This is a genomic window from Novosphingobium rosa NBRC 15208 (assembly GCF_001598555.1).
Classification (GTDB): Bacteria; Pseudomonadota; Alphaproteobacteria; order Sphingomonadales; family Sphingomonadaceae; genus Novosphingobium; species Novosphingobium rosa.
Window position 1 is genome coordinate 1 of sequence record NZ_BCZE01000151.1, and the last position, 4707, is coordinate 4707.

Annotated in this window: 6 protein-coding genes; 3 read left to right on the top strand and 3 right to left on the bottom strand. The window is 62.9% G+C overall.

All coding sequences use genetic code 11. From position 1 onward, the window contains the following. Nucleotides 1-223: 223 nt before the first annotated feature. The 3 genes from SR3_RS29980 (at nt 224) to SR3_RS29990 (ending at nt 2057) form a co-directional block, all read left to right on the top strand. Nucleotides 224-808, top strand: a complete 585-nt coding sequence (locus SR3_RS29980) for an alpha-ketoglutarate-dependent dioxygenase AlkB (RefSeq protein ID WP_157099217.1) — start codon at nt 224-226, stop codon at nt 806-808. A gap of 106 nt (nt 809-914) precedes the next feature. After that, a complete protein-coding gene (locus SR3_RS29985) occupies nt 915-1463 on the top strand; it encodes a lipocalin family protein (RefSeq protein WP_084456070.1) in 549 nt (182 codons plus the stop codon). Between the two features lie 42 nt (nt 1464-1505). Next, nucleotides 1506-2057: a hypothetical protein gene (locus SR3_RS29990; protein ID WP_068095015.1), complete on the top strand. Its 552-nt coding sequence runs from the start codon at nt 1506-1508 to the stop codon at nt 2055-2057. A 7-nt stretch (nt 2058-2064) separates the two neighbouring features. Here the strand turns inward: SR3_RS29990 and SR3_RS29995 are convergent, their stop codons facing one another. From SR3_RS29995 to ligD, 3 genes are all read right to left on the bottom strand, one after another. After that, complete coding sequence (locus SR3_RS29995) at nt 2065-2844, bottom strand: SDR family NAD(P)-dependent oxidoreductase (protein ID WP_068095018.1); 780 nt, start codon at nt 2842-2844, stop codon at nt 2065-2067. 12 nt (nt 2845-2856) lie between these two features. Then, nucleotides 2857-3750, bottom strand: coding sequence for an SDR family oxidoreductase (locus SR3_RS30000; RefSeq protein ID WP_068095020.1), 894 nt, complete (start codon nt 3748-3750; stop codon nt 2857-2859). Between the two features lie 89 nt (nt 3751-3839). Then, nucleotides 3840-4707 (bottom strand): non-homologous end-joining DNA ligase (ligD, locus tag SR3_RS30005; protein ID WP_218018914.1); only part of this gene is annotated, 868 nt, incomplete at its 5' end.

The window sequence follows — 4707 nt, forward strand, 5'->3', positions numbered from 1 at the left end:
GCACAAAAAATGGGCAGGGCGGGATCTGAAGTCAAGCCAACCTCTGAGCGCGCGAAGTGTCGCCCGGACACGGCGAGTGTAGCTGACGGATCGGCTCAGCCATTGTTCTAAATATGTTCCAGCCCTATATGAGCGCAGCCCCAGGGAATAGTCTGGGGGCAGACTGACCAAACAGCTGTCATGGCTGCATTTTCCGAGGACCAGACACCTTATGCCGCCTGCAATGACGGATCTGTTCGGCACATCGGTCCTGCCCGGTTTCTCTTCCGAGGAATGGATCATCTCGGCTCAGAAACAGAACAGTCTGATCACCCGCATCGATGAGCAGCACCTCTCGCCCTTTCGCTTTCAGGGATGGGAAGGCAAGCGCCTGACCACATCCTTTGGCTGGAGCTATGACTTCGATAAGGGCGAGGCGGGCCGGGCCCCTCCGATACCGGAGTGGTTACTGCCGCTTCGGGGGAGGGCAGCCGCTTTTGCCGGGCTGGCCGAACTGGACCTCGTGCAGGCACTGCTGATCCGCTACGATCCAGGTGCCGGTATCGGCTGGCATCGCGATCGGCCCATCTTCGAGCATGTCATCGGCATTTCGCTGGGTGTCCCTGCAGACATGCGTTTTCGCAAACGGCTTGAAACAGGCTTCCAGCGCGTTTCGATGCCGCTGCCGCCGCGATCGATCTATCATCTGGAGGGCGAGGCCAGGCATCTGTGGGAGCACGGCATTGCCGAAATGACGCAGACGCGCTGGTCCATCACCTTCCGCAGTCTTTCACAAAGAGGAAAGCGGGAACTCGGCGTGCCAGGATGACCGGGTGACGGGCATGGGATGGGCGTGATTTGCCCGCATCAAATCACCTGGCGAAACTCTCGGCTCTCCTGAGGGTATCTTCTATGGCTATGCCAAGGAGATGATGATGGGCAAAAAGACGCTGGCCGCAGGAGTGTTGGGTGCCTCGGCAGTGCTTGGAGCATGGGCCGTTCTTTCCCGACGTGGTCCGGTTGGCAACAAGGCCGTTCCCGAGCCGGCAAATGCGGTCGAACTCTACCGCTATATGGGCCGCTGGTATGAGCAGTTTCGCTACGAAGTCTCGTTCGAACGAGATATGGACGAGGTGACGGCCGACTATTCCCTTGAGGAGGATGGCCGGGTCAAGGTCGTCAACCGCGGGCGCAGGGGCGGCGAGGCCGGGCGCTGGAAGGAAAGCATCGGGACCGCAAAGGTCGTCGATGCCGCCACCCACGCCAAACTGAAAGTCTCGTTCTTCGGCCCATTCCATGGGGATTACTGGGTTCTGGATCACGGCGACGGCTATGACTGGTCGATCGTCGGCGAGCCATCCGGCCGCTACCTCTGGGTGCTCACGCGCGTGGCGACGCCGTCGAGCGAGATGCTTCAGGATCTGGAGGGACGCGTGAAGGCGCTGGGCTACCACTGGAGCCTTGTCAGAAAGACGCAGCAGTGATGCGCCGATCCTTGAGACCATAGCAGGCTGGGCAGCAGTGGGATGGCGAACAAGCGGCCCTTGAAAGTCTTCCGCACCTCGGTCGGTTTCGAGGACGCCTATATCGCGGCGCCGAGCCAGAAGGCGGCGCTCGCTGCCTGGGGCGCCAAAGGCAATCTGTTCGCTCGGGGGGCAGCCGAGGTGGTGACTGATCCTGCCTTGGCGAAAGCCGCATTGGAGAGGCCAGGCGAGGTCATCCGCGTCCCGCGAGGCACGGCCGCCGAGCATTTGGCGGCTGCCGGGGGCGGTAAAAGCCCAAGCGCGCGTGGACCCAAGCCACGCAAGGCGGGTCATGATGACCCTCCCACGAAACCCGCGCCCCGGCCCAGCCGTGCCAGGCTGGACCGCGCTCACGACCAACTGAGCACAATGCAGAGCGATCTCGGCGCGATCGAAAAAGAGCTGGCGGACCAGATCGACAGTTTGAAGGAGGAGCTCGCCGCACTGAAAAAGCACAACGTAGGCGAGCTTGCAAAGCTTCAGCGCGATGTCGAGAAAGAGGAAAGGCACTACCGCCAGGCACTTGCCAGCTGGCGGGAGGCCCTTCCAGATTGAGCCGCATTCACATCAGCGTGTCGATCACACCGCCATCGACGCGCAGTGCCGCGCCTGTGGTGGCCGAGGCCAGCGGCGAGGCGGCATAGACGATCATATTGGCAACCTCATCGACGGTGGCGGCCCGGCGAAGGATCGAGGTCGGGCGGTTCTGCTTCACAAATTCGGCACCGGCTGCCTCCAGCGACTGGCCGGTTTTCTCCCGCTGCTCCTGCAGCATGGCGGTAACGCCTTCCGACAGCGTGGGGCCCGGCAGCACCGAATTGACCGTGACGCCTGTTCCAGCCATCCGCTTGGCAAGGCCGCGGGCAAGCGCGACATCGGCGGTCTTGGTGACGCCGTAATGGATCATCTCGACGGGGATGTTGAAGGCCGATTCCGATCCCAGAAAGATGAAGCGGCCCCAGCCCTTGTTCTCCATGCCGGGGAGGTAATGTCGCGCCAGCCTCACACCCGCCATCACATTGAGCTGCCAGTGGCGCTCCCAGATATCGTCCGAGCTCTCGAAGAAATCCGAGGGCTGGAAGATGCCCGCATTGCTGACAACGATATCGGCCTGCGGTAGCTGGCCAACCAGCGCATCATGGCCCGCACTGTCGGCAAGATCAGCGAGAATGGCGCGCGCTTGCCCGCCGATCTGTGCCACTGCCGCTTCCAGCTTCTCACGGCTGCGGCCATTGATGAACACCGTTGCGCCGGCTTCGGCCAGCGCTTTGGCAGATGCCAGGCCAATGCCTTCGCTGGAGCCGGTGACGAGGGCCGTCTTGCCCGAAAGATCGATCTTCATGGACAGGTCTCCTCAGGCGATGCCCGCGCCGCCGGTCACGCCATAAACTTCGCCGCTGATGAAGCTCGCCTCTTGCGATGCGAGCAGCACATAGACCGGGGCGATCTCGACCGGCTGTCCGGGGCGGCCATAGGCACTCTTTTCGCCGAACTGCATGACAGCCTCCGGCGGCTGGCCTCCGCTCGACTGCAGCGCCGTCCAGAAGGGGCCGGGCGCCACGACATTGGCCCGGATGCCCTTTTCGATCATCTGCTTGGCCAGTGCCTTGGTGTAGGCGACAATGCCCGCCTTGGTGGTGGCATAGTCGAGCAGGGTTGCCGATGGATCATAGGCCTGGACCGAGGCGGTGGTGATGATCGAGGCGCCGGCCTGAAGATGCGGTACGGCGGCCTGGGTAATCCAGTGCAGCGCATAGAGGTTGGTCTTGAGCGTCTGATCAAAATCCTGCGAAGTGACCTTTGAGATATCCTCGCGGCTCTGCTGGTGACCGGCATTGATGACCAGAATGTCGAGCCCGCCAAGCTCTGCCACGGCCTGCTCCACCAGGGACTGGCAGAAGGTTTCATCAGTGACATCGCCCGGAATAGGGACTGCCTTGCGACCCTCGGCTTCGATCAGGGCAATAACCTCGCGCGCATCGGGCTCCTCGCTGGCGAGATAAACAATGGCGACGTCCGCACCCTCACGGGCAAAGGCAATGGCCGCTGCCCGTCCGATGCCGGAGTCTCCGCCCGTAATCAGCGCCTTGCGGCCCAGCAGCCTGCCCGCCCCCTGATAACTCTCCTCGCCATGATCAGGCCTCGGCTCCATCTCGACGGCAAGGCCGGGGACGGGCTGGGGCTGGCGGGGAAAGGGCGGGCGGGGGTATTGAACGCGCGGGTCCTGCATGGTCAACCGGTCAGTCATGATGATCTCCTTCGCCTCGGGTAAGGGATGGACGATGGCGGGGTTCCACGCTCCCAATGAAGCTGGGACAAGCAGACCCGTGCCGGAGATCAAAGCGCTGGAAGCGCCTGCTCGGCAAAGCCCCAACCGCGCAATGAGGGGTAGGAGGCGCGTTCGATCAGACAGCCGGCATCGTCGATCGAAAAGGGATGGGCATTGTCCATGCCTTCCAGTTCATCCCATGTGATCGGCAGGGCGACGGGCGCTCCTTCCCGCGCGCGGGCGGAATAGGGCAACACTGCCGTACTGCCGCGCTGGTTGCGCAGCCAGTCGATGAAGATGCGCCCCTTGCGCTTTGCCTTGCTCATGGTCGCGGTGAAACGGTCAGGCTCTGCCAGTGCCATGGCCTCGGCAAAGCGTCTGGCAAAGTCCTTGTGGATGTCCCAGTCGTGGCCCGGCGTCAGCGGCACAACCACATGCACGCCCTTGCCCCCCGAAAGCATGGCAAAGCTGACAAGGGCGATGTCGGAGAGATGGTGGGCGATGTCCTGCGCGGCGCGGCGAACTTCGGCGAAGTCCAGCCCCTCATCGGGATCGAGATCGAAGATCATGCGGTCGGGGCGTTCGACCTCCTGTGCGCGGCTGCCCCAGCCATGGAATTCAATGGTGCCCATCTGGACGCAGGCAAGGATACCGGCGGCCTGCGTCAGATAGAGATAATCCTCGGCGCCCCCATCCTTTTCGGTGATGGGCACATGACTGATCTCCGGGCCGAAGGAGCCGCTGTCGTGCTTCTGGAAAAAGCAGGCCTTGGCCCGTCCCTGGGGGCAGCGGACCAGGCTCATCGGACGGTTGGCGGCAAAGGGCAGCATCAGGGGGGCCATTGCCGTGTAGTAATCGGCCAGATCGCCCTTGGTCTGGCCGCTCTCGGGGAAGAGAACGCGATCGGCATGGGTGATGTTGATCGCGGGGGCTTCC